We start from the raw sequence: 24,104 nt of genomic DNA on the forward strand, positions 1-24,104 counted from the left end.
CGTTGGCCTCGCGCAGCCGGGCCAGCGGCAGTGTGCCGTCCTCGACGGCCGTGACCAGGGCGGTGGCCGCCGTCCGCACGTCGTCCCCGAACGCCCACGCGCCCAGGCAGAGCGCGTCGGCGCCCGCGCCGATGGCCCGTACCGCCGCCTCCGGCAGGCTCGCGACATCGCTGATGCCGTGCATCTCCAGGGCGTCGGTGATGACGACACCGTCGTAGCCCAGCTCCTCGCGCAGCAGCCCGGTCAGCACGGCCGGGCTGATGGTGGCGGGTACGTCGTCGAGCTGGGTCAGCAGGACGTGCGAGACCATGATGCTGTCGACCCCGGCGGCGATGGCCGCGCGGAACGGGTCGAGGTAGTGGTCGACCAGCTCCTGCCGGGACAGTCCGACGGTGGGTGTGCCGAGATGGGCGTCGGTCGAGCTGAGCCCGTGCCCGGGGAAGTGTTTGGCGCAGGCGCTGACCCCGGCGGACTGGAGGCCTTCCACCCAGGCCGCCGCGTGCTTGGCGACCAGGGTCCGGTCCGAGCCGAAGCAGCGGATGCCGTTGGGGCTCAGCGGGTTGACCGCGGCGTCGACCGCGGGCGCCAGGTCCCAGTCCACACCGGCCTCGACCAGCGAGAGGCCGATCTGGTACGCGGCCTGCCGGGTCAGCTCCGGGTCGTCGAGCCGGCCCAGCGCGTGGTTGCCGGGCACCGACGTACCGCCGTACGCCTCAAGGCGGTTGACGTCGCCGCCCTCCTCGTCGATGGAGAGCACGACATGCTCCCGCAGTCCGTGCAGCCCGGCCGTCAGCTCGCGCACCTGCTCGGCCGACGCGATGTCCTTGCCGAACAGGACGAATCCGCCGAGCCCTTCGGCGACGCTCGCACGGGCCCACCGGGGCACGGTGCGCCGGCCGAGTGCCGGGAACAGCACACCGTGGGCCAGTCGGGACAGCTCGCTCATGAGCTCCTCGCTCTCTCGTTTCGTCGCGCGGTCATTCCTTGACCGCGCCGCTGGCCATGCCGCCGACCAGGCGTCGCTGCACCAGCAGGAAGAAGATCAGTACGGGGATGGAGAAGATCGTCGAAGCCGCGATCATGGCGCCGTAGTCGACGCTCTCCGAGGTCTGGAAGGACACCAGCCAGACCGGCAGTGTGTAGTTGCTCTGCGACTTCATGATCACGTAGGCGAAGAGATAGTCGTCCCACGCGTTGACGAAGGCGAAAATGGAGGTGGCGACGATGCCCGGCATCAGCAGCGGGAGCAGCACCCGGGTGTACATCTGGAACCTGCCGCACCCGTCGACGAGCGCCGCTTCCTCCAGCTCGACCGGTACGCCCTCGACGAAGCCGCGCAGTGTCCAGATCGTGAACGGCAGCACGAACGTCATGTAGGTGAGGACCAACCCCGGTATGAAGTCGAGGCCGTTGATGGACCTGAGCATCAGATAGACCGGGATGACCATCGCCGCGGCCGGGATCATCTGGACCAGCACCAGGATCGCGAGCAGTGCCTTGCGGCCGGCGAACCGGAAGCGGGCGATGGCGACGGCGGCGAACAGCGAGATGATCAGGGACAGTACGACCGAGGACAGCGTCACGGTCAGCGAGTTGCGGACGAAGACCCAGAAGTGCGGCTTGTCCAGGGCCCGCGCGAAGTTGTCCAGACTCAGCGGCCAGGGGAAGAACTGCGGTACGGCGCTGAGGATCCTGCCGGGCCGCTTCAGCGCTGTGGTCACCATCCAGTAGACGGGGAACACCATCACGGCGGAGACCAGCAGCGCGATGATGTTGTTGACGGTGCGCCGCCGGCGTGCCGGTGTCATCGATGCGCTCATCGCGTCTCCCCCTGGGCCGAGAGCTTGCGTACGTAGGCGATGGAGAACAGCGCCAGGATCAGCACCGTCACCACGGCGATGGAGGCGCCGCTGCCGTAGTCGTTGCGGCTGAACGCGGTGATGTAGGCGTACACACCGAGGGTGGTGGTCTGCCCGTCGGGACCGCCCTGGGTCAGCACCCAGATCGGGGTGAACGAGTTGACCGACCAGATGACTTCCAGGATGGTCAGGATCGCCAGCACCGGACGCATGATCGGGATGGTGATGTGCCGGAACGTCTGCAGGGTGCCCGCACCGTCGAGCCGCGCCGCCTCGTACAGCGACTCGGATATCTGCCCGCGTGCGGCGAACAGCGTCAGGGCCACGAAGGGCAGCCCCTTCCACACCGTCAGCAGGACGATCAGCCCGAGGGCCTGGTTCGGATGGGAGAACCAGTCGTGCGCCGTCAGGTCGCCGAACACCTGGAGCTTGGTGAGCAGCCAGTTGGCCACGCCGTACTGCGGCTGGTACATCCACTGCCACACCAGCGTCGCCGCGACCATCGGCATCGCCCACACCAGCACCAGACACACCGTGGTGACGATCTGCACCCACCGGGAGACACCCATCAGCAGATGCGAGATGAGGAAACCCAGCACCATCAGCAGCAGGACACACAACGCGGTGAACACCAGGGTACGGACCAGTACGGCCCGGAAGTCCGCGTCGCCGAATATCTTGGTGAAGTTGTCGAGTCCGACGAAGTCGGCCTGTCCGGTGAAGAGCGAGCGCGGACCGAAGTCCTGCGTGGACAGGACGAGCAGCCGCACCAGGGGATAGCCCTGGATCAGCAGGAGTGCGATCACCGCTGGTGCGATCATCGCCCAGGGCAGCATCCGTGGCCGGGTGGCGCTGCGGCGCCGGCCCGGGGGCCGGGGGCGGGGCCCGGTCGAGGTGCGTACCGGACTCCGCTTCTCTGTGATTGCCATCAGGGCCTCAGAAGGACTAGTCGCTCAGTGAGTTGAAGGCTTCGGTCGCGTGCTTGTCGTAGTCGGCCGACGCCTTCGCGATGTCGGCGCCGCTCGCGATCTTCGAGAAGAACTGCTCGTTGTACCGCTCGGTCTCCAGCGTCGCCTCGCCCGGACTGCTGGGCAGCGGCCGACTGATCCGGCTGGCGGCGGACGCGACGGTCAGCTGCTCCGGCACGCCCGGCGGGGTGAAGTCGGGTGACACGGGCAGCAGATTGAGCGTGGTCGCCATCTTCTGCTGGAACCGCTTGCCGGAGACGATGCGCAGCCAGTCCGCTGCCGCCTCCTGGTCCGGGCTGTTGGCCGCGACCCCGACCGTCGAACCGGAGACGATCACCGGCATGGACTTGTCAGCGGTGTAGCCGGGCATCGGGAAGAAGCCGATCTCGTCCTTGAGTGACGGGTTCTTCTCCAGCACGGCGGCGGGCTCCCAGGCCTTCACGTACGCCATGGCGGCCTTGCCGTCGGCGAAGAGCTGGTCCTGGTCGGGGCTGTCGGTGTTGACGCCGACGGAGGACTTGGTGGAGCAGCTGTTCTGGAAGTCCCGCCAGGCGGTGAGTCCCGCCGCGTTCTGCGGGGAACTCATCTGCGCCTTCCACGTGCCGCCGGACCGGGTGGCGATCTCGCCGCCCTTGCCGAAGAGGAACGGCATGCCGTTGAACCAGTACTGGCCCGGCAGGTAGAACCCGGAGAAGTTGGCCACCTGCGCGTTGGCCTTGGCGAGCGTCCCGCAGTCCTGCTGCAACTGCGCCAGCGTCTTGGGGGGTTGCTTGATCCCGGCGTCGGCGAACAGCTTCTTGTTGTACATGACGACCTTGGTGCCGCCGTACAGCGGTACGGCGTACAGCTTGCCGTCGTACGTGGCGGGGCCCGAAAGCCCGGTCAGCCAGCCGTCGGAGCCCTCGAAGGACTTCTTGTCGGCGGTGAGATCGGCGAGACCGCCGGAGTAAGTCTGCAGCGGGGTCTGGGTGTTGCCCATCTCGACGATGTCCGGCGGGTTGTTGGTCGCCAGCGCCGTGGTCACCTTCGTGGCGACCCCGTCCCACTGCTGTATCTGGATGTCGACCTTGATGTCCGGGTGCTTCTTGGCGAACTCGGTGTTGACGTCCTTGATCAGCGGATTGTCACCGGGGCCGCCGGTCATCATCCAGATGGTGAGCTTGTGGTCGGACTCGGACTGCGAGCCGCCGCTGCCACCGCCGCAGCCGGTCAGCGCGAGCGCCATGACCGGCAGCGCCGTGACGGCATACCGCCACCGTGATCGGTTCATTCTTCTCACCCTTCTTGTTCGTCCGTGGGACAGTCGTCGAGCCGCTTGACGATCAGTTCGCGGTCGACGTCGATCGAGGCGCTGTCCGGGGCGCTGACCCCGAGTGACGCGTAGTAGTGGCCGAGGGACGAGGCCATCGAGCCGAGCAGCCCCGCCGAGTCGCCCAGGTCGGACTTCCTGACCAGGCTGCGCACCCCGACGGTGTCCGCGACCTGGTCGCTGATCCGGCCCAGCCAGGCCGGGTCGAAGGACTCGGAGAACCCGCCGGTGAGGACGACCGTCTTCGGTTCGTAGGCCAGGGCCACGACCGAGACCAGATGGGTCAGCGCGGAGTGCACCTCGTCGAGCAGCGCCGCGTAGCGCGCCCGGTCGGCGAAGAGGCTCTGCGCCGTGGGGACTTCGACGCCCCTGCGGCGTGCGTAGGCGACCAGGTCGGCGCCGGAGAGCAGATCGCGCAGCCGCTCCTCGCGGCCCGGCAGCGGGAGCCGGCCGAACTCGCCGAGCAGCCCCGACTCACCGGTCAGCACCCGCCCTTCGAGCGAGACGGCCGAACCGAGGCCGGTGCCCATGGCGAGCAGGACGGCCGTCTCGCGGTCCGGCAGCGATCCGTAACTCAACTCGCCCAGCAGGGCGAGGTTGGAGTCGTTGCCGACGAAGGTCGCCACACCCAGCAGCCGGGAGACCTCCTCGATGAAGGCGGTGCCCTTGATCTGGCCGAGGTTGTGCGAGGCGACGACGGTACGGCCGTCACCGGTCACCACACCCGGCAGACCGATGGTGACGGTGTGCAGGGTGATGTCCTCGCCGTGTCCCGCGACCAGTTCGGTGACCCGGCGGGCCACCCAGGCGGCCAGTTCGGCCGACGTCGCGTCGCGCGGTGTCGCGTCACGGCTTCTGATCAGCGGGCGGCCCAGCGCGTCGGACACCACGACACGGCAGTTGGTGCCGCCGAGGTCGATGCCGCACACCAGGGCGGAGCGGTTGTTGAAGCCCACCGATGTGGACTGCCGGCCAGGTCCTTCGCGGAGCAGCCGGCGGCCTTCGCGGGCGAGCCCGTCGGCCATCAGGTCGTCGATGATCCGGAACACCGTGGCGCGGCTGAGACCGGTGTCGGCGATCAGCTGCTGGCGGTCCGTCTCGGCGCCGGACAGCAGGGCCGCGAGGACGGCGCTGCGGTTGGACGCACGGGGGAGGGAGGTAGTTGCCACAATTCCTCTCACGCTGAGATTAATTCGTGTGGGGCTACTTTAACCACGAGGGACCGATGAGAACCAGACATGTGCGTCTCTTTCCGGTAACGCGGTGTCCGAAGTCGGGAGCCGTGTGACTTTGGTAGCTGCTCCCGCCGCGAGGCCCGCTCACCCCCTCCCACCTGCGTACCGTGGACGTATGACGACGATGGAGTACCGCTGGCTGCTGCCGTCCGCCATGGCGGAACCCCGGCAGCGCCGCACGGTCCGTGACTGGATCGTGGACACGGCGATGCTCGGCTGCGCCGTCCTCTTCGGCATGTTCGCCCTCGACGCGGCCACCAAGGCGGGCAACTCCGACACGGTCGTCGCGCTCGACCTGGCGGCCGGCGCCGTCGCCTGCTGCGCGCTGTGGCTGCGCCGGCGCCGGCCGGTCGCCCTCGCCGTCGCGCTGACCCTGCTCACCGCCGTCGCACCGGTCAGCAGCGGGGCCGCGCTGGTGAGCCTGTTCGCCGTCGCCGTCCACCGGCCGTTCAAACCGGTCGCCCTCATCGGGGCGCTGGCCGTCGTCACCGGCGTCGTCCAGGCGGTGCTCCGGCCCGACCCGACCGTCTCGTTCACGGTCGCCGTGTTCAGCACCGCCCTGCTGATCCTGCTGGTCACCGGCTGGGGCATGCTCGTACGGGCCAGGCGCCAGCTCGTCGTCGCCCTGCGCGAGCGGGCCCAGCGCGCCGAGGCCGAGGCCGACCTGCGGGCCGAGCAGGCCCAGCGGCTCGCCAGGGAGTCCATCGCCCGCGAGATGCACGACGTGCTCGCCCACCGGCTGAGCCTGCTCAGCGTCCACGCGGGCGCCCTCGAATTCCGGCCGGACGCGCCGCCGCCCGAGGTGGCGAGGGCGGCCGGGGTGATCAGGGACAGCGCCCACGAAGCGCTCCAGGACCTGCGCGCGATCATCGGCGTCCTGCGTACGCCCGGCGACGACGGCGACCGCCCGCAGCCCACCCTCGCCACCCTCGAAGCCCTGGTCGCCGAGTCCAGGGACGCGGGGATGCGGGTCACCTTCGACAGCGGCGTCGCCGACCCGGCCGCCGCGCCCGCCGCCGTCGGACGCACCGCCTACCGCATCGCCCAGGAGGCCCTGACCAACGCGCGCAAACACGCGCCCGGCACCGAGGCCACGGTCCTGGTCGGCGGCGGCCCGGGCGACGGACTCACCGTCGAGGTCCGCAACACGGCGCCGCACGGCGACATCACACCGGTGCCCGGATCCGGCCAGGGCCTGATCGGCCTGACCGAACGGGCCGCGCTGGCCGGCGGCCGCTTCGAGCACGGACCCACCGGAGACGGCGGCTTCGCCGTGCGGGCCTGGCTACCGTGGGCGGCATGACCATCCGACTGCTCGTCGTCGACGACGATCCGCTGGTACGGGCCGGCCTGACCTTCATGCTCGGCGGCGCCGACGACATCGAGATCGTCGGGGAGGGCGCCGACGGTACCGAGGTCGCCGCCCTCGTCGACCGCACGGCCCCCGACGTGGTGCTGATGGACATCCGGATGCCGGTCATGGACGGACTGACCGCGACCGACCTGCTCCGCGCCAGGCCCCAAGCCCCGCAGGTGATCGTCCTGACCACCTTCCACGCCGACGAACAGGTGCTGCGGGCCCTGCGCGTCGGCGCGGCGGGGTTCGTGCTCAAGGACACTCCGCCCGCCGAGATCGTCACCGCCGTACGGCGCGTCGCGGCCGGCGATCCCGTGCTGTCACCCGCCGTCACCCGCCAGCTCATGACCCATGTCACCGGCGCGCCGACGGCCGACCGCAGGGCGGGCGCCGCACGGAAACTGGCCCTGCTCGGCGAGCGGGAGCGGGAGGTCGCGCTCGCCGTCGGCCGCGGCCGGTCCAACGCCCAGATCGCCGCGGGACTCTATCTGAGCATTCCCACGGTCAAGGCCCACGTCTCGCGCATCCTCGCCAAGCTGGACATGAACAACCGCGTCCAGATCGCCCTGCTCGTCCATGACGCCGAACCGGCCACGGGCGACCCCGGAGCACCGGACGGCGTCGTAGGCTGATCCGATGGCGACCATCGAAGTACGCGAGCTGGGACCGGACTTCACCGCGGACCCGTACCCGTACTACGCCAAGCTGCGCGAGCTGGGTCCCGTCCACCAGATGCGGAACCCGGACGGCTGGCGCTGGTGGCTCGTCGTCGGCTACGCCGAGGCGCGCGCCGCCCTCGCCGACCCCCGGCTGGGCAAACGGCCCCAGGTCGCCGGCGGCGAGGAACTCCTGATGGGCCCGCACGTGCTCATCTCCGACCCGCCCGACCACACCCGGCTGCGCAAGCTGATCACCCGCGAGTTCACCGCGCGCCGGGTGGAGAGCCTGCGCCCCCGCGTCCAGCAGATCACCGACGAACTGCTCGACGCGATGGGCCCCGCCGGGCACGGCGATCTCGTGGACGCACTCGCCTTCCCGCTGCCCATCACCGTCATCTGTGAACTGCTCGGGGTGCCGCGGTCGGACCGGGACACCTTCCGCGGCTGGACCAACGAGATCGTCGCGCCCACCTCGGTCGAGAGCTCCACGGCCGCCGCCTACGCGCTGCGTGACTACCTCGACGAACTCATCGAGGACAAGCGCTGTTCGGGCCCCGCCGACGACCTGCTCTCCGCCCTGCTGCGCACCAGTGCCGCCGACGACGACCGGCTCTCCGCCGCCGAACTGCGCGCCATGGCCTTCATCCTGCTCATCGCCGGCCATGAGACCACGGTCAATCTGATCTCCAACGGGGTACGGGCGTTGCTCGACCACCCCGACCAACTGAAGGCGCTGCGCGCCGACTTCACCCTGCTGGAACCCGCGATCGAGGAAATGCTCCGCTACGAGGGCCCGGTGGAGAACGCGACCAACCGCTACACCCGTGAGCCGGTCGCCTACGGCGAGACGGTGATCCCGGCAGGCGAGATGGTCCTGGTCGGGCTCGCCTCCGCCGACCGGGACCCGGCGCGCTTCCCCGAACCGGACACCTTCGACATCCGGCGGGCGGCGAAGGGCGGGGCCCAGGGGCATCTCGCCTTCGGCCACGGCCTGCACTTCTGCCTGGGCGCACCCCTCGCCCGGCTGGAGGGCGCCGTCGTGCTGCGCAGCCTGCTGGAGCGCTTCCCCGGCCTGGCGCTCGACCCGTCGCCCGAGCCGTACGAGTGGCTGCCGGGCTTGCTGATCCGGGGCGTGCGGCGACTGCCGGTGCGGTGGTAGAAACGACCATGCCCGCGTTCGACATCACCCTCGCCCAGCAGGTGCTCGACGCCCAGCCGTTCAGCAAGCTGATCGGCGCCCGCCTCACCCGTTTCGGTGACGGTGAGGCCGTCCTCGAAGTGGCGGTCCGCGCGGATCTGCACCAGCAGAACGACTATGTGCACGGCGGCGTCCTGGCCTACGCCGCCGACAACAGCATCACCTTCGCCGCCGGGACGACCCTCGGCCCCAACGTGCTGACCGGCGGTTTCTCCATCCAGTACGTCCGGCCGGCGACCGGCAGAAGACTGCTGGCCGAGGCCACCGTCGTCCACTCGGGACGGCGGCAGGCCACGGTCCGCTGCGATGTGTTCACCGTCGCCGACGACGGCACCCGCACCCTGTGCGCCGTCGCGCAGGGCACGGTCCTGCCCGTCCAGCAGTCCTGAGCCGGGCCGGACCGCGGACCCGGCAAGCGCGCGGGCTCAGCCGCCCGCGATCTCCGTCATCGCCACCGGCCGGCGCTCACGCCTAGACAGCTCGCACGCCTCGGCGATCCGCAGCGCGTGCAGCGCCTCGCGGCCGTCGCAGGGATTGTCCAGTTCGCCGGCGACGACGCTCAGGAACGCGTTCAGCTCGGCCTCGTACGCCGGGGCGAACCGTTCGAGGAAGCCCGGCCACGGGTTGTCGCAGGGCGGCGGGCCCTTCGGCTCCGTCGAGGTGATCGGCGTACGGTCGTCGAGCCCGACGGCGAACTGGTCCAGCTCGCCCGCCAGTTCCATCCGTACGTCGTAGCCGGCCCCGTTGCAGCGGGCGGCCGTGGCCGTGGCGAGTGTCCCGTCGTCCAGGGTGAGCACAGCGGCCGCCGTGTCGACGTCGCCCGCCTCCCGGAACATCGCGGGGCCGTTGTCGGAGCCCGTCGCGTACACCTCGACCACCTCGCGCCCGGTGACCCAGCGCATCATGTCGAAGTCGTGCACCAGACAGTCCCGATACAGCCCGCCGGAGAGCGGCAGATACGCGGCGGGCGGCGGCGCCGGGTCCGAGGTGATCGCCCGCACCGTGTGCAGCCGGCCGAGCTTGCCCGACCGTACGAGGTCGCGCGCCGCGCCGTACCCGGCGTCGAAGCGGCGCATGAAGCCGAGCTGCAGGACCGTACCCGCCGACTCGACCTCGCGCAGCGCGCCCAGCGTGCCCGCCAGGTCGAGGGCGATGGGCTTCTCGCAGAACGCGGGCAGCCCGGCCCGCGCCGCGCGGCTGATCAGCTCCGCGTGGGAGGAGGTGGCCGAGGCGATGACGACGGCGTCCACCCCCCAGGAGAAGATCTCGTCGACCGAGGGCGCCGCCGTCGATCCTGTCCTGTCGGCGACCTGGGCCGCCCGTGCCGAGTCCGTGTCGGCCACCACCAGGGCCCCTACTTCGCGGTGGCGGCTGAGCAGGTCCGCGTGGAAGGTGCCGATGCGGCCCGTGCCGATGAGTCCGATGCGCATGGCCCCAAAGGTGGCCGCAGGTGGCTCACGATGTCAAGCATTTGTCCTGACAATCGAACTTCACGACTTCCCGTCAACATGGCAGGGGTCTACCCTCCCTGATGTGCCCAATCAGCCGAGATCACCGCAGCCCGGGCAGGAGACGGAGCACTCCCTCCCGCTCCAGCTGGCCGTGGACCGCACCAGTCCGGTCCCGCTCTACTTCCAACTGGCGCAGCAACTGGAGGCCGCGATCGAGCGGGGCGGCCTCGCCCCCGGCAGCCTCCTCGGCAACGAGATCGAGCTGGCCGGGCGGCTCGGGCTGTCCCGGCCCACCGTCCGCCAGGCCATCCAGTCGCTGGTCGACAAGGGCCTGCTGGTCCGTCGCAGAGGCGTCGGCACCCAGGTCCTGCACAGCCAGGTCAAGCGTCCGCTGGAGCTGAGCAGCCTCTTCGACGACCTGGAGGCGGCCGGCCAGCGCCCGGCGACCGAGGTGCTGCGCAACACGCTCGTACCGGCGACCGCGCAGGCCGCCGCCGCCCTCGGGGTGCCGGAAGGCGCAGAGGTGCGGCTCGTCGAGCGGGTGCGGTACGCGCACGACGAGCCGATGGCGTATCTGCGCAACCACCTGCCGACCGGTCTGTTCGACTGCGACACCGAGCGCCTGGAGGCCACCGGCCTCTACCGGATGATGCGGGCGGGCGGCATCACGCTGCACAGCGCCCGCCAGTCCATCGGGGCGCGCGCGGCGACCGAGACGGAGGCCGGGCGGCTGGCGGAGACCGTGGGGGCGCCGCTGCTCACGATGGAGCGCACGACGTTCGACGACACGGGCCGGGCGGTGGAATTCGGTTCGCACGTCTACCGCGCGTCCCGGTACGCCTTTGAGTTCCAGCTGCTCGTCCGGCCCTGAGCGGCGCTTTTTCGTAAGAATGTACGGACAAACCCTTGACGCTCGACCGCGTACCCGATGAGCATGCACCGAACAACGATGGCCGATACTGCTCCGAGTAATCTCGCGAGAAGGGCACTACGTCGTGACAAGGGTTCGGACAGGGGTACGCGCGACCAGCGCCGTGCTGGCAGCGGTCCTCGGGGCATCGGTCCTCGCCGGCTGCAGCAGCACCGGCGGCAGGCGCGCCGAGGAACGGGCGGCGAAAGCGGCGGCCCAGGCCCAGGGACGGGCCGCTGTGAACACGCCGAAGTGGACCATCGCCATGGTCACCCACTCCGGGGACGGCGACACGTTCTGGGACATCGTGCAGAGCGGCGCCAAGCAGGCCGCGGTCAAGGACAACGTCAACTTCCTCTACGCGCACAGCGACGAGGGACAGCAGCAGGCACAGCTCGTCGACTCGTACATCGACAAGAAGGTCGACGGGCTGATCGTCACGCTCGCCAAGCCCGACGCCATGAAGGCCGTCGTCGCCAAGGCCCGTAAGGCCGGCATCCCGGTGATCACGGTCAACTCGGGCGCCGAGCAGTCCAAGGCGTTCGGCGCGCTCACCCACATCGGCCAGGACGAGACGATCGCCGGCCAGGCCGTCGGCGACGAACTCGACAAGCGCGGCAAGAAGAAGGCGCTGTGCGTCGTCCACGAACAGGGCAACGTCGGTCTTGAGCAGCGCTGCGCCGGTGCGAAGAAGAACTTCGACGGACAGCTGCAGAACCTGTACGTCGACGGCACGAACATGCCGGACGTCCAGTCGTCCATCGAGGCCAAGCTCCAGGCGGACCCGTCGATCGACTCCGTCGTCACCCTCGGCGCGCCGTTCGCCGACGCCGCCGTCAAGGCCAAGGGCACGGCGCAGAGCAAGGCCGAGGTCGACACCTTCGACCTCAACGCGTCCGTCGCCGCCTCGCTCAAGGCGGGCACGCTCGGCTTCGCCGTGGACCAGCAGCCGTACCTCCAGGGGTACGAGGCGGTCGACCTGCTCTGGCTCAACAAGTACAACGCCGACGTGCTCGGCGGCGGACAGCCCGTACTCACCGGACCGCAGGTGATCACCAAGCAGGACGCCGGCGCCCTGGAGGCGTTCACCAAGCGGGGGACCCGATGACGACGACAGCGCCACCGGTGGGCAGCAAGCCGGACGGCGGCGCCGAACCCGACGAGCGGCTGCTGCGCACCTCACCGCTGCGCAAGCTGCTCGGCAGGCCGGAACTGGGCTCGGTCGTGGGCGCCGTCGCGGTCTTCCTCTTCTTCGCCGTCGTCGCCGACTCGTTCCTGCGCGGCTCCAGCTTCGGCACCGTCCTGTACGCGGCGTCCACGATCGGCATCATGGCGGTGCCGGTGGCGCTGCTGATGATCGGCGGCGAGTTCGACCTGTCGGCCGGTGTGATGGTGACCAGCTCGGCGCTGATCTCCTCGATGTTCAGCTACCAGATGACCGCCAACGTCTGGGTGGGCGTGGGGGTTTCCCTGCTGGTGACCCTCGCGCTCGGCGCCTTCAACGGCGTCATGCTGACCCGTACCAAACTGCCGAGCTTCATCATCACGCTCGGCACGTATCTGATGCTCATCGGCCTCAACCTCGGTCTGACGAAGCTCATCAGCGGCACGGTCTCGACCAAGTCCATCGGCGACATGGAGGGTTTCCCCTCGGCGAAGAAGCTGTTCGCCTCGGAGTGGACCGTCGGCGGCGTCGAGCTGAAGGTCACCATCCTGTGGTGGGCCGTCCTGGTCGCGCTCGCCACCTGGATCCTGCTGCGGACCCGCTTCGGCAACTGGATCTTCGCCGCCGGCGGCAACGCCGACGCGGCGCGCGCCGTCGGTGTCCCGGTGATGCGCACCAAGATCCTGCTGTACATGGGTGTGGCGTTCTGCGCCTGGGTCTCCGGGCAGCACCTGCTGTTCTCCTTCGACGTCGTCCAGTCGGGCGAGGGCGTCGGGAACGAGCTGATCTACATCATCGCGGCCGTCATCGGCGGCTGTCTGATCACCGGCGGCTACGGCTCGGCGATCGGCGCCGCAGTCGGGGCCTTCATCTTCGGCATGACCAGCAAGGGCATCGTGTACGCGGAGTGGAACCCGGACTGGTTCAAGTTCTTCCTCGGAGCGATGCTCCTTCTGGCCACCCTGCTCAACGCGTGGGTGCGTAAGCGCGCGGAGGCGACCCGATGAGCGAGCCGCAGACCGACCCGACGGACCAGCCGCAGCCGGACACGGCGCCGCGGACGGAGCCGGCACCGGACCCCCGGCCCGAGCAGCGGGCGACGCCCCTGGTCGAGCTGGCCGACGTCAGCAAGTACTACGGCAACGTCCGCGCCCTGGAAGGCGTCTCGCTGGAGGTGCACCCCGGCGAGATCACCTGTGTGCTCGGCGACAACGGCGCGGGCAAGTCCACCCTGATCAAGATCATCGCCGGGCTGCACCAGCACGACTCGGGCGACTTCCTGATCGAGGGCGCGAAGGCCTCGCTGTCCTCCCCGCGCGAGGCCCTGGACCTGGGGATCGCCACGGTCTACCAGGACCTCGCCGTCGTCCCGCTGATGCCGGTGTGGCGCAACTTCTTCCTCGGCTCCGAGCTGACGAAGGGGGCGGGCCCCTTCAAGCGGCTCGACGTCAGGCTGATGCGTGAGACGACCCGCTCCGAGCTGCTGCGGATGGGCATCGACCTGCGTGACGTCGACCAGCCCATCGGCACCCTGTCCGGCGGTGAGCGCCAGTGCGTCGCCATCGCGCGCGCCGTCTACTTCGGCGCGAAGGTGCTGGTCCTGGACGAGCCGACGGCGGCGCTCGGGGTCAAGCAGTCCGGCGTGGTGCTGAAGTACGTGGCCGCGGCGCGCGACGCGGGCCTCGGCGTGGTGCTCATCACCCACAACCCGCACCACGCGTATCTCGTCGGCAACCGCTTCGTGCTGCTCAAGCGCGGGGTCATGGCGGGCAGCCACACCAAGGACTCGATCACCCTGGACGAGATCACCCGGCAGATGGCCGGCGGCTCCGAGCTGGAGGAGCTGAGCCACGAACTGGCCGCAGCCCCGGCCCCGAGCCATCTCGGCGGCCGTCCGGCCGAGACGGCCGGGAGGACCGAGAAGGCCGGCACGGCCGAGAAGGACTGACCGTACGCCCCGGCGGCCCGGCGGCAGGACCGGAGCGACGCGCTCCGGCCGCTTACCGGGCCGCACACCGGGCTCTTACCCTCCGGATGGCAGAATTCGCACCGGCGGGCACCGTCCGCCGCCTTCGCCCACCCGGGCGGCAGGCCCCGACCCCACAGGGACGACACGACTCGTGCGAGCAATCAGCCGGCGCACTCGGTACGGCAGGCCTGAGCCGACGGACACGAGGGGGCCCGCCCGATGAGTACGTACCGTGACTTCGCCGGTCGCGGCAGCGCTCGCGGCACCGTCCTGCGGACCGTCGGCACCCGTGAGCGGCGCTCCCATCTGACCGCGCCCAGGGTGCCCACCGTCGGTATCGACATCGGCGGTACGAAGGTGATGGCGGGCGTCGTCGACGCCGACGGCAACATCCTGGAGAAGCTGCGCACCGAGACGCCCGACAAGTCCAAGAGCCCCCGGGTCGTCGAGGACACCATCGTGGAGCTGGTCCTCGACCTCTCCGACCGGCACGACGTGCACGCCGTCGGCATCGGAGCGGCCGGCTGGGTCGACGCCGACCGCTCCAAGGTGCTGTTCGCCCCCCACCTGGCCTGGCGCGACGAACCCCTCAGGGACGCGCTCGCCTCCCGGCTCGCCGTCCCCGTGATGGTCGACAACGACGCCAACACCGCCGCCTGGGCGGAATGGCGCTTCGGCGCGGGCCGCGGCGAGGACCATCTGGTCATGATCACGCTCGGTACCGGGATCGGCGGCGCGATCCTGGAGGACGGCCAGGTCAAGCGCGGCAAGTTCGGCGTCGCGGGCGAGTTCGGCCATATGCAGGTCGTGCCGGGCGGCCACCGCTGCCCGTGCGGCAACCGCGGCTGCTGGGAGCAGTACAGCTCGGGCAACGCCCTCGTCCGGGAGGCCAAGGAACTCGCGGCGGCCGACTCGCCCGTCGCGTACAGCCTCATCGACCGGGTCAAGGGCAACGTCCACGAGATCACCGGACCGCTGATCACCGAGCTGGCCCGCGACGGCGACGCCATGTGCGTCGAGCTGTTCCAGGACATCGGACAGTGGCTCGGCGTCGGCATCGCCAACCTGGCAGCGGCGCTCGACCCGTCCTGCTTCGTCATCGGCGGCGGCGTCAGCGCGGCGGACGACCTGCTGATCGGCCCGGCGCGCGACGCGTTCCGCCGGCACCTCACGGGACGCGGCTACCGCCCCGAGGCCCGTATCGTGAAGGCAGAGCTCGGTCCCGAGGCCGGCATGGTCGGCGCCGCCGACCTGGCCCGGCTGGTGGCCCGCAGGTTCCGCCGGGCCACCCGCCGCCGGGTGGAGCGGCACGAGCGCTACGAACGCTACGCACAGGCCATCAGGACCACCCGCACGACCCCGACCCAGGAACCGCCGTCATGACCGTGCCCCGCCGTCCCGCACAGCCCGACGACAGAGCCAGGCCCCCGGAGAACCGAGGTCACCGCAACGCCAGACGCTGGTTCACCGCCATCGTCATCGTGCTCCTCGTCGGCATCCCGGCCGGTTATCTCGCCGTGGCGGCCGAGCAGAGCCGCGAGAGCGGGCGCGCCAAGGAGGCCGAGACCCTGGCCACCGGCCTCCAGCCGGTACGCCCCGCCGGGATGAAGAAGCGGATCTACGACGTGCCGATCCCCGGCGGCGCCACCGGGGTGCGCTACTACGAGACGAGCAACTGGAAGTCGAGCCGGCTCTACGCCCAGTTCGACGTCACGTCGGGGCGGCTCGACTCCTTCCTGACCGAGATGGGCACGAGCCGCTCGGCGCTCAAGAACGGCGCGGTCACCATCTCGAAGCGTGACCAGAAGATCGCCGGCTGGGACTTCGACATCCCCGACCACAAATGGGCCGGCCTCAGCCACAAGCAGAAGGACCCGCTGCCCAGCCAGAACGTGATCGTGGACCTGGCGGACCCCGGCTTCCCGCGCGTCTTCGTCGTCTCCACGACCACACCCTGACCTGCCCGCGGCGCCGGGTCACGGCTTACGCCGTGTGCTGATACGCGGGGTAGGTGAGATAGCCCGCGTCACCGCCCTGGTAGTACGTCGTCTCGTCGACAGGGGCGAGCGGCAGCCCGCCGCGCAGCCGCTCGACCAGGTCCGGGTTGGCGAGGAACGCGCGGCCGAAGCTGATGAGTTCGGCGCCGAGGCCCAGCCAGTGGTCGGCCTCGGCCCGGCCGGTCTGCTTGGCCCCCATGGGCAGCACCGGATTCATGATCAAGGTGCCGGGCCAGGCGCGCCGCAGGCCGAGCAGCACCTCTTCGTCGGCGGTGGCCTCCAGATGGACGTAGGCCAGGTCGAGCCGGGCCAGTTCGGTCAGCAGCTCGGCGTACAGGGCGGCCGAGTCGGTCTCCTCGACTCCCCAGAACCCGGCGGCCGGAGAGAGCCGGATCCCGGTCCTGTGCCCGCCGACGGCAGCGGCGGTCGCCGCCACCGCCTCGACGGCGAAGCGGATCCGGTTCGCCGTCGAGCCCCCGTAACGGTCCGTCCGCAGATTGGCGTTGGACGACAGGAACTGCGAGATGAGATAGCCGTTGGCGCCGTGCAGCTCCACCCCGTCGAAACCGGCGTCGACGGCGCGCCGGGCGGCCAGCGCGTACGACTCGGCGTGTTCCGGGACCTCGGCGGTGTCCAGGGCGCGCGGCATCGGCGCTGGCTTGGGGCCGGTCGGCGTGAACACCTCGCCGACGGCGGGCACGGCCGACGGCCCCACGGGCACGCTGCCGGTGGTGTCGGGGTGCGAGACCCGCCCGCCGTGCATGAGCTGGGCGAAGATCCGTCCGCCGCTGGCGTGCACCGCCGCCGTCACCGGACGCCACGCCGCGACCTGTTCGTCGGTGTGCAGCCCCGGAGTGCCCGGGCTGGACTGCCCGACAAGACTGGGCTGCACCCCCTCGGTCACGATCAGTCCGGCCGTCGCCCGCTGGGCGTAGTACGTCGCCATGGACGGCGTCGCCAGCCCGCCGGCCGCAGCCCTGATCCGGGTCATGGGGGCCATCACCAGCCGGTTGGGCAGGGTCAGGTCACCGAACCGGTAGGAGTGGAAAAGGCTCGTCATCGCGGGGCTCCTCGGTATGCGCTCGCCGTCGCCCGGCTTCCGGGCACGGGAGTACGCTAAAAGCTCACATGGATGTCAGAGGCAAGTCCTGTGCCGCAGCTCACAGCCCGGAGGACGGCATGCGTATCGGGGAACTCGCCGCACGTACCGGAGTCAGCATCCGGTCCCTGCGCTACTACGAGGAGCAGGGCCTGCTCGCCAGCACCCGCAGCCCCAGCGGCCAGCGGCACTACACGGACGACGAGGTCGAGCGCGTCTGGTTCATCCAACGCCTCTACACCGCGGGCCTGTCCAGCCGCACCATCGCCGAACTGCTGCCGTGCGTCGACTCCCCGAGCACGGACAACTCCGACGCCGCGCTGGCACGCATGGCCCAGGAACACGCCCGGCTCGCCGCCCACATCCGCGACCTCACGCGCACCCAGGAGGCCCTGGAGGCGCTGATGGACACGGCCCGCGCCCACCGCGAGACCCTGCGCGAACCGGCGAACCACTGACGGCCGGGCCTCGGGCGCCGGGTCGGCCATCGGGCATCGGCCATCGGTCATCCGGCGATGAGTTCCGGCACGGGGCTGCCGCGTTGTGTGGGGATTGCACGGTTTTCTGGAGGGGGACAGACCGCGCGGTCATGAGTGATCGGGTGACATGAGAGCGTGAGCGGGTGAGTGAGACGACGCCTCCCAAGACACTGCAGTACCGGATGGACGGTCCCGAAGACGCGCCCGTGCTGGTCCTCGGCCCCTCGCTGGGGACCACCTGGCACATGTGGGACCGGCAGGTGCCCGAGCTGGCCCGGCACTGGCGGGTGGTCCGGTTCGACCTGCCGGGGCACGGCGGTGCTCCCGCGCACGCGGCCAGCGGCATTCCGGAGCTGGCGCAGCGGCTGCTCGCCACGCTCGACGCCCTCGGGGTCCAGCGGTTCGGCTACGCGGGCTGTTCCATCGCCGCCGCCGTCGGCGCCGAGCTGGCGCTGCGCCGGCCCGACCGGATCGCCTCGCTCGCCGTGGTGGCGGCGTCGCCGCGGTTCGGGACCGCCGACGAGTTCCGCCAGCGCGGTGTGATCGTCCGGGCCAACGGGCTCGACCCGATGGCGCGCGCCGCTCCAGAGCGCTGGTTCACGCCGGGCTTCGCCGCCGCCCAGCCGGCCATCGTCGAGTGGGCCGTCCAGATGGTGCGCACCACCGACCCCGGCTGCTACATCGCCGCCTGCGAGGCGCTGGCCGCCTTCGACATCCGGGCCGAGCTGGGCCGTATCGCCGTGCCGACGCTCGTACTCGTCGGCGCCGAGGACCAGGTCACCGGGCCCGCCGAGGCGCGCACCCTGGTCGCCGGCATACCGGACGCCCGGCTCGCGCTGGTGCCCGGCGCCTCGCACCTGGCGCCGGTCGAGCAGCCCGCCGCCGTCACCGACCTGCTGCTGCGGCACTTCTCCACCGCCTGGTACAACCCGAACGACACCTCCACCGGCCTGACCGTGCTCCCCGAGAGCCGGTTCGCGCCCAGCCTGTCGGCAAGCGTGGGACCCGTCGCCGAGATCGCGGCGGCCGAACAGCCGCCGCAGGTCGCGACGGGCCACGCCGACCCGTACGAGGCGGGCATGCGGGTACGCAGGCAGGTGCTCGGCGACGCCCATGTGGACCGCGTCCTCGCGGCCTCCGACGACTTCGACGGCGACTTCCAGGACCTGATCACCCGCTACGCCTGGGGCGAGGTGTGGACCAGGGACGGCCTGGACCGCCGCACCCGCAGCTGTGTGACGCTCACCGCGCTCGTCGCGGGCGGACACCTGGACGAGCTGGCCTTCCACACCCGGGCGGCGCTCCGTAACGGACTCACCCCCGCCGAGATCAAGGAAGTACTGATCCAGACAGCCGTCTACTGCGGCGTTCCCGCGGCGAACTCGGCGTTCCGGGTGGCCAGGGCCGTGATCCAGGAAGAGACGGCGCCGGGGGCGTAGCGGGATGATGGAACAGCGGTACGGACGGTCCGAGACGAAAGGTGGTCCACGGTGAAGCTCACCAAGAAGACGCACTCCTGTATCCGGCTGGAGAAGGACGGGCGGACACTCGTCATCGACCCCGGAGGCTTCAGCGAGCAGGACGCGGCGGCCGGCGCCGACGCCGTGCTCGTCACCCATGAGCACCCCGACCACTTCCACGAGGGCAGGCTCCGCGCGGCGCTCGAAGCGAACCCCGCCGCCGAGCTGTGGACGCTGAGCAGCGTCGCCGACCAGGTCTCGGCGGCCTTTCCCGGCCGGGTGCACACCGTCGGCCACGGGGACACCTTCAGCGCCGCCGGATTCGACGTACAGGTGCACGGCGAGCTGCACGCCGTGATCCACCCCGACATCCCGCGCATCACCAATGTCGGCTATCTCCTGGACGGCTCGGTGTTCCACCCCGGCGACGCGCTGACCGTGCCGGACCAGCAGGTCGAGACCCTGCTGCTGCCGGTGCACGCGCCGTGGAACAAGCTCTCCGAGGTGATCGACTACGTCCGCGAGGTCAAGCCGCTGCGGGCCTTCGACATCCATGACGCGCTGCTCACCGAGCTGGCCCGGCCGGTCTACGACGGGCAGATCGGCGCCCTGGCAGCCGCCGACCACGCCAGGTTCGCATCCGGCGACTCCACCGAGGTCTGACCGGCGCGGGACGGTGACTGTCGGACCCCGCCGATAGGCTGTCCCGCATGCGCATCGCGACCTGGAATGTCAATTCGATCACCGCTCGGCTGCCCCGGCTGCTGGCCTGGCTGGAGAGCAGCGGCACGGACGTGCTGTGCGTCCAGGAGACCAAGTCCACCGCCGAGCAGTTCCCCGCCGAGCCGCTGCGCGAGCTGGGGTACGAGTCGGCGGTCAACGCGAGCGGCCGGTGGAACGGGGTGGCGCTGATCTCCCGTGTCGGTCTCGACGACGTGGTCAGCGGCCTCCCGGAGGGACCCGAGTACGAGGGCGTGCAGGAGCCGCGGGCCGTCTCGGCGACCTGCGGCCCCGTCCGCCTCTGGTCGGTGTACGTGCCGAACGGCCGCGAGGTCGGCCATGACCACTACGCCTACAAGCTGCGCTGGCTGGAGGCGCTGCGCGCCGCCGTCGCCGCCGACGCGGCGGGGGAGCGCCCCTTCGCCGTCCTCGGCGACTTCAACATCGCGCCGACGGACGAGGACGTCTGGGACCGCTCCCAGTTCGAGGGGGCCACCCACGTCACCCCCAAGGAGCGCGCCGCTCTCGCTGCCCTGCGCGACGAGGGCCTGTCCGACGTGATGCCCCGGCCGCTGAAGTACGACCGTCCCTTCACCTACTGGGACTACCGCAGCCTCGGCTTCCCCAAGAACAGGGGCATGCGGATCGACCTCGTGTACGGCAACGGCCCCTTCGGCGCGGCCGTCAAGGACAGCTACGTCGACCGCGAGGAGCGCAAGGGCAAGGGCGCCTCCGACCACGCTCCTGTCGTCGTGGACCTCGACGTCTGAGCCGGACGCCGCGCCCCCGCGCGCCCCTATGGTGCCCCGGCGGGGGTGATGGCAGGCTGAGTCGTATGAACATCCCCTTCTTGGACAACTGGCGCAGGAAGCACGCCGGTATCCAGGCGACGCCGCTCGCCACCGCGGTCGGCGGCGAGCAGGAGGGCGTCACGGAGCTGCTCTCGGAGTGCGAACTGCTGCGCGTCCGGGCGGGGCAGAGCGGTCTGAGACTCGACGACTCGCCGGGGTCCCTGGACGAACTCGACCAGCTCCCGCCGCGCTGGCGTGACGACCCCGAGGAGATGCCCTGGCTGGGCAACGACGCGGGGCTGTATCTGGGCACGGTGATCGTCCGGACGGTCCCCGGCGCCGTCTGGCACATCTGGCCGGGCGGTCACCCGGTGGTGCGGCTCGCCTCCGGCCGGGAGATCCAGGTGGTGGAGGCCGGGCTCGAATGGGCGGTCACCGGCACCCCCGAACTGGCCCAGGTCTACGCGGAGGCGGCCGAGGCCTGACGGTGGCACCGCCGATCACCCCGGCAGTAAATGTCACTTATGCACCATTTATGCGTGTCGGGTGTGAAGTCCCTTGTCGGCATGGATAGTTTGCGCTGACCCCGACACCGCCGAGAGTGGGTAGAACAGCGTATGGCCGTCGATCCGCCGACCGAGCCACATGGCGTCAACGCAAGCTCATCGCGACGAATCTCGACTACCCTTTGCCGTTCATCCCTATCGAGAACGCCGGCCGCGGGTGTCAGCCCGGCCGAACCAGGGACGCTGCTGCCGGGAGCGCAGTAGCTCAGGGGCAATGGCCCGTCCGGCAGCAGCCGGAGATCACTTCTCGTTCAGGGGAGAAGGTCAGCTGCGAGCCGGTCGGGTTGTGCTCGGTGTGGAGCGGGCCCGCGTCGCCGTGGAACGCGACGGGGGCGCCGCTCTCTACTCCTTGGCCCGATGGGACGTGCGTGCCAGGACCGGGGCGGGTTCCTGCGCGGCGCGCGTGACATCGGCGACCAGCTCCACCACATCCGGCCCGTACGCCTGTGAGTTGGCGACCTTCAGCAGCAGACAGAACGAACTCCCGCCGTGCTTGCGGAACAGCCGCTCGTGGTGGCGGGCCAGATAGCGCGAGGCCGCCTGGTTGGTGATGGCCCGCTGTCCGCAGAAGAGGAACACCGGCCGCGTGCCCTGTCCGGCCGTCAGCCGCGCCAGCAGTACGTACTCCGCCACACCCGGATCCACCCGGTAGCGCTCGGAACCGATCTGGAACGCGCCGCGGTCAGGACCCGGCGTCGCGTCCGTGTTGACGCCGACCCCCGGCAGCAGCGACTTCAGATGCGCCGCCATCCGCCGGTTGGACCCGGGCCCGCCGAAGCAGAACTCCGTACGCTCGCCGAAGCCCTGCTGCGCCGCGTCGTGCTGCACGATCTGCGCGTGCGCGCCGCACTCCTTCACCAGGGCCGCGACCTCCAGCAGGGCGAAGACGTCATGGCGCAGTACGGCGCCGTCACCGCCCGCCTCGCGGTTGACGACCATCAAGCACTCGGAGTTTCCCGGCAGTCCGAAGAATTCCTGCTTCCTGCCGAGCTTGCGCCGCCACAGGGACGAGCGGGCGAGCCAGCCCAGAGCCGCACATATCAGGGCGGCGACCACGCCGAGCACGATGTTGCGTACGTCGTCAGTCATGGGCGCGCATGCTATCGGGGCAACGCACCATTGTTCGAGACGCGGTCCTGACGAGTGGGGTGCGCTGAAGTTACAGTTCCCGGACGGTTCTTGACTGGAGGTACGGATGCGTCGCTCAGCCGCACGGAATGTCTCGCTTGTCGCCGTCGCCGCGGCCATGCTGTCGATCGGAGCCGTGGCACCTTCCGCCGCACGGCAGTCGGCCGCGCCACCCGGCACGCCGGCGAAGACACCGGTGGCCACCGGCTACGGCGGCGCGGTGGCCAGCGTCGACACCGACGCGACGGCCGCGGGGATCGACGTGCTCAAGCACGGCGGCAACGCCGTGGACGCCGCCGTCGCCACGGCGGCCGCGCTCGGTGTCACCGAGCCGTACTCGGCGGGCATCGGCGGTGGCGGCTACTTCGTCTACTACGACGCCAAGAGCCGCAGCGTCCACACGATCGACGGCCGCGAGACCGCGCCCAAGTCGGCGGACACCTCGCTCTTCCTGGAGAACGGCAAACCCCTCGCCTTCGCCGACGCGGTGACCAGCGGCCGCAGCGTCGGCACCCCCGGCACGGCCGCCACCTGGGACACCGCCCTCGACTCCTGGGGCAGCAAGTCCCTCGGCCAGGTGCTGAAGCCCGCCGAGCGGCTGGCGAAGAACGGGTTCACCGTCGACGACACGTTCCGCTCCCAGACCAAGGACAACCAGGCGCGGTTCGCCGACTTCCCCGCCTCCGCGAAGATCTTCCTGCCCGGCGGGCAGCTGCCGGTCGTCGGCTCCGCGCTGAAGAACCCGGATCTGGCCCGGACCTACGAGGAGTTGGGCCGCAAGGGCACCGATCTGCTCTACCGGGGCGCGCTCGGCCGCGACATCGTCCGTACGGTGCGCAAGCCGCCCGTCGCGCCCGGCTCCACCCGTAACGTTCGCACCGGCGATCTGACCGCCGCCGACCTGGCCGCCTACCGCACCGTGAAGCGGGCCCCCACCGAGGTCTCCTACCGGGGACTCGACGTGTACGGCATGGCGCCGTCGTCCTCGGGCGGCACGAGCGTCGGTGAAGCGCTCAACATCCTTGAGCGCAGCCGCCTTTCGAAGGAATCCCAGGCGCAGTACCTGCACCACTACATCGAGGCGAGCCGGATCGCCTTCGCCGACCGCGGCCGCTGGGTCGGTGACCCGGCCTTCGAGGACGTCCCCACCAAGGGCCTGCTCTCGCAGCGCTTCGCCGACTCGCGCGCCTGCCTGATCTCCGACGACGCGGTCCTCACCAGCCCGCTCGCACCTGGTGACCCCCGCCGTCCCGCGCCCTGCGCGCCCGGCGGCACGACCGCGCCGACGACGTACGAGGGCGAGAACACCACGCACCTCACCGTGGCCGACAAGTGGGGCAACGTCGTCGCGTACACGCTCACCATCGAGCAGACCGGCGGCAGCGCCATCACCGTGCCGGGCCGCGGCTTCCTGCTCAACAACGAGCTGACGGACTTCTCCTTCGCCCCGGCGAACCCCGCCGTGCACGACCCGAACCTGCCGGGCCCCGGCAAGCGGCCGCGCTCCTCGATCTCCCCGACGATCGTCCTCGACAAGCACAGCCGCCCGGTGCTCGCCGTCGGCTCACCCGGCGGCGCGACCATCATCACGACCGTGCTGCAGACCCTGACCGGCCGTATCGACCGGGGTCTGGCACTGGACGACGCGATTGCCGCACCGCGCGCCAGCCAGCGCAACGCCGCCGCGACCGAACTCGAACCGGCCCTGTGGAACAGCCCGTTGCGCGCGCAGCTGGAGGCCGTCGGACACTCCTTCACCCAGGTCGCCGAGATCGGCGCCGCCA

The 24,104-nt window shown here is 70.6% G+C and carries 24 protein-coding genes; 16 read left to right on the plus strand and 8 right to left on the minus strand.

All coding sequences use genetic code 11. The features are described 5' to 3' along the window. The 5 genes from HY68_RS24760 to HY68_RS24780 form a co-directional block, all read right to left on the minus strand. Nucleotides 1–946, minus strand: a 946-nt coding sequence (locus tag HY68_RS24760; protein ID WP_277816768.1) for a glycoside hydrolase family 3 N-terminal domain-containing protein, incomplete at its 3' end; no start/stop codon positions are given. A 31-nt stretch (nucleotides 947–977) separates the two neighbouring features. Then, nucleotides 978–1,820, minus strand: coding sequence for a carbohydrate ABC transporter permease (locus HY68_RS24765; protein ID WP_198533336.1), 843 nt, complete (start codon nucleotides 1,818–1,820; stop codon nucleotides 978–980). Then, nucleotides 1,817–2,788 carry a sugar ABC transporter permease gene (locus tag HY68_RS24770; protein ID WP_041992450.1) on the minus strand — a complete coding sequence of 324 codons (972 nt, stop codon included), beginning with the start codon at nucleotides 2,786–2,788 and terminating at the stop codon, nucleotides 1,817–1,819. The genes HY68_RS24765 and HY68_RS24770 overlap by 4 nt, the downstream gene beginning before the upstream one ends. A 16-nt stretch (nucleotides 2,789–2,804) precedes the next feature. Beyond that, the gene (locus HY68_RS24775) at nucleotides 2,805–4,097 is read right to left on the minus strand and encodes an extracellular solute-binding protein (RefSeq protein WP_041992452.1); all 1,293 of its coding nucleotides are present in this window, start codon (nucleotides 4,095–4,097) and stop codon (nucleotides 2,805–2,807) included. A gap of 5 nt (nucleotides 4,098–4,102) precedes the next feature. Beyond that, a complete protein-coding gene (locus HY68_RS24780) occupies nucleotides 4,103–5,305 on the minus strand; it encodes an ROK family protein (protein WP_041992454.1) in 1,203 nt (400 codons plus the stop codon). Between the two features lie 181 nt (nucleotides 5,306–5,486). Here HY68_RS24780 and HY68_RS24785 point away from each other — a divergent pair, with 181 nt between their 5' ends. From HY68_RS24785 to HY68_RS24800, 4 genes are read left to right on the plus strand one after another with little or no spacing between them, the layout of a single operon-like run. Then, complete coding sequence (locus HY68_RS24785) at nucleotides 5,487–6,674, plus strand: histidine kinase (RefSeq protein WP_041992457.1); 1,188 nt, start codon at nucleotides 5,487–5,489, stop codon at nucleotides 6,672–6,674. Next, nucleotides 6,671–7,360 (plus strand): response regulator transcription factor, encoded by a 690-nt coding sequence (locus HY68_RS24790; protein ID WP_078863993.1) that lies wholly within the window; start codon nucleotides 6,671–6,673, stop codon nucleotides 7,358–7,360. Before HY68_RS24785 ends, HY68_RS24790 begins: the two co-directional genes overlap by 4 nt. A 4-nt stretch (nucleotides 7,361–7,364) precedes the next feature. Next, entirely contained in the window at nucleotides 7,365–8,546 is a 1,182-nt protein-coding gene (locus tag HY68_RS24795) for a cytochrome P450 (RefSeq protein ID WP_041992461.1), read from the plus strand. Between the two features lie 8 nt (nucleotides 8,547–8,554). Next, entirely contained in the window at nucleotides 8,555–8,974 is a 420-nt protein-coding gene (locus HY68_RS24800) for a PaaI family thioesterase (RefSeq protein ID WP_041992464.1), read from the plus strand. 36 nt (nucleotides 8,975–9,010) lie between these two features. Here HY68_RS24800 and HY68_RS24805 read toward each other — a convergent pair whose 3' ends face one another. Beyond that, entirely contained in the window at nucleotides 9,011–10,015 is a 1,005-nt protein-coding gene (locus HY68_RS24805) for a Gfo/Idh/MocA family oxidoreductase (protein ID WP_041992466.1), read from the minus strand. Nucleotides 10,016–10,118: 103 nt separating this feature from the next. Between HY68_RS24805 and HY68_RS24810 the strand changes: the two genes are divergently transcribed. The 6 genes from HY68_RS24810 (at nucleotide 10,119) to HY68_RS24835 (ending at nucleotide 16,038) form a co-directional block, all read left to right on the plus strand. After that, nucleotides 10,119–10,907 (plus strand): GntR family transcriptional regulator, encoded by a 789-nt coding sequence (locus tag HY68_RS24810; protein WP_277816769.1) that lies wholly within the window; start codon nucleotides 10,119–10,121, stop codon nucleotides 10,905–10,907. Between the two features lie 124 nt (nucleotides 10,908–11,031). After that, nucleotides 11,032–12,054, plus strand: coding sequence for a sugar ABC transporter substrate-binding protein (locus tag HY68_RS24815; RefSeq protein WP_198533337.1), 1,023 nt, complete (start codon nucleotides 11,032–11,034; stop codon nucleotides 12,052–12,054). Next, the gene (locus HY68_RS24820) at nucleotides 12,051–13,118 is read left to right on the plus strand and encodes an ABC transporter permease (RefSeq protein WP_041992472.1); all 1,068 of its coding nucleotides are present in this window, start codon (nucleotides 12,051–12,053) and stop codon (nucleotides 13,116–13,118) included. The genes HY68_RS24815 and HY68_RS24820 overlap by 4 nt, the downstream gene beginning before the upstream one ends. Beyond that, complete coding sequence (locus HY68_RS24825) at nucleotides 13,115–14,059, plus strand: ATP-binding cassette domain-containing protein (protein WP_241778672.1); 945 nt, start codon at nucleotides 13,115–13,117, stop codon at nucleotides 14,057–14,059. Before HY68_RS24820 ends, HY68_RS24825 begins: the two co-directional genes overlap by 4 nt. A 240-nt stretch (nucleotides 14,060–14,299) precedes the next feature. Continuing rightward, nucleotides 14,300–15,463 (plus strand): ROK family glucokinase, encoded by a 1,164-nt coding sequence (locus HY68_RS24830; RefSeq protein WP_041992475.1) that lies wholly within the window; start codon nucleotides 14,300–14,302, stop codon nucleotides 15,461–15,463. Beyond that, nucleotides 15,460–16,038 carry a hypothetical protein gene (locus HY68_RS24835; protein ID WP_041992477.1) on the plus strand — a complete coding sequence of 193 codons (579 nt, stop codon included), beginning with the start codon at nucleotides 15,460–15,462 and terminating at the stop codon, nucleotides 16,036–16,038. The genes HY68_RS24830 and HY68_RS24835 overlap by 4 nt, the downstream gene beginning before the upstream one ends. Before the next feature lie 25 nt (nucleotides 16,039–16,063). Here HY68_RS24835 and HY68_RS24840 read toward each other — a convergent pair whose 3' ends face one another. Then, nucleotides 16,064–17,137, minus strand: coding sequence for an alkene reductase (locus HY68_RS24840; RefSeq protein WP_041992479.1), 1,074 nt, complete (start codon nucleotides 17,135–17,137; stop codon nucleotides 16,064–16,066). 119 nt (nucleotides 17,138–17,256) lie between these two features. Here HY68_RS24840 and HY68_RS24845 point away from each other — a divergent pair, with 119 nt between their 5' ends. The 5 genes from HY68_RS24845 (at nucleotide 17,257) to HY68_RS24865 (ending at nucleotide 21,111) form a co-directional block, all read left to right on the plus strand. Next, nucleotides 17,257–17,634 carry a MerR family transcriptional regulator gene (locus HY68_RS24845; protein ID WP_041992481.1) on the plus strand — a complete coding sequence of 126 codons (378 nt, stop codon included), beginning with the start codon at nucleotides 17,257–17,259 and terminating at the stop codon, nucleotides 17,632–17,634. Between the two features lie 164 nt (nucleotides 17,635–17,798). Beyond that, nucleotides 17,799–19,094 carry a 4-carboxymuconolactone decarboxylase gene (gene pcaC, locus HY68_RS24850; RefSeq protein WP_041992483.1) on the plus strand — a complete coding sequence of 432 codons (1,296 nt, stop codon included), beginning with the start codon at nucleotides 17,799–17,801 and terminating at the stop codon, nucleotides 19,092–19,094. Nucleotides 19,095–19,145: 51 nt separating this feature from the next. Next, the gene (locus HY68_RS24855) at nucleotides 19,146–19,778 is read left to right on the plus strand and encodes an MBL fold metallo-hydrolase (protein ID WP_041992484.1); all 633 of its coding nucleotides are present in this window, start codon (nucleotides 19,146–19,148) and stop codon (nucleotides 19,776–19,778) included. 47 nt (nucleotides 19,779–19,825) lie between these two features. Then, nucleotides 19,826–20,605 (plus strand): exodeoxyribonuclease III, encoded by a 780-nt coding sequence (locus HY68_RS24860; RefSeq protein ID WP_041992485.1) that lies wholly within the window; start codon nucleotides 19,826–19,828, stop codon nucleotides 20,603–20,605. Nucleotides 20,606–20,670: 65 nt separating this feature from the next. Then, nucleotides 20,671–21,111, plus strand: a complete 441-nt coding sequence (locus HY68_RS24865) for a DUF6278 family protein (protein WP_041992488.1) — start codon at nucleotides 20,671–20,673, stop codon at nucleotides 21,109–21,111. A gap of 423 nt (nucleotides 21,112–21,534) precedes the next feature. Here the strand turns inward: HY68_RS24865 and HY68_RS24870 are convergent, their stop codons facing one another. Then, complete coding sequence (locus HY68_RS24870; protein ID WP_041992491.1) at nucleotides 21,535–22,281, minus strand: hypothetical protein; 747 nt, start codon at nucleotides 22,279–22,281, stop codon at nucleotides 21,535–21,537. Between the two features lie 106 nt (nucleotides 22,282–22,387). Here HY68_RS24870 and ggt point away from each other — a divergent pair. After that, the coding region (gene ggt / locus HY68_RS24875) for a gamma-glutamyltransferase (RefSeq protein ID WP_041992493.1) at nucleotides 22,388–24,104 on the plus strand (1,717 nt) is incomplete at its 3' end.

Origin of the sequence: Streptomyces sp. AcH 505 (genome assembly GCF_000818175.1) — a bacterium.
Classification (GTDB): domain Bacteria; phylum Actinomycetota; class Actinomycetes; order Streptomycetales; family Streptomycetaceae; genus Streptomyces.